Genomic DNA, 243 nt, shown 5'->3' on the forward strand with positions numbered 1-243 from the left:
GTTCATCTCATCAGCCTTCCGGATAAACTTCATGCCGGTAATATTGTGCCGCAGGGTCTGCCCTTCTATTCCGGTTCGATCACCTATGAGCTGGATCAGCCCGTGGAAGGAAAGGTATCGGTCACTCTTGACGAGATGACAGCAGCCGTGTGCATGCTGCACGGAGATACGGATGAGATCATCGCCTTTGCTCCCTATGAGGCAGCCGTGACGGGCCTTAAGAGTATCGAGATGGTATTTAAT

Annotated in this window: 1 protein-coding gene; it reads left to right on the plus strand. The window is 51.9% G+C overall.

The annotated features are described in order from the left end of the window. A partial coding sequence (locus tag JDS99_RS31440) for a hypothetical protein (RefSeq protein WP_199696541.1) occupies positions 1-243 on the plus strand: 243 nt, incomplete at both ends.

It is taken from the genome of Bacillus cereus group sp. N6 (genome assembly GCF_016483705.1).
Classification (GTDB): Bacteria; Bacillota; Bacilli; order Bacillales; family Bacillaceae_G; genus Bacillus_A; species Bacillus_A wiedmannii.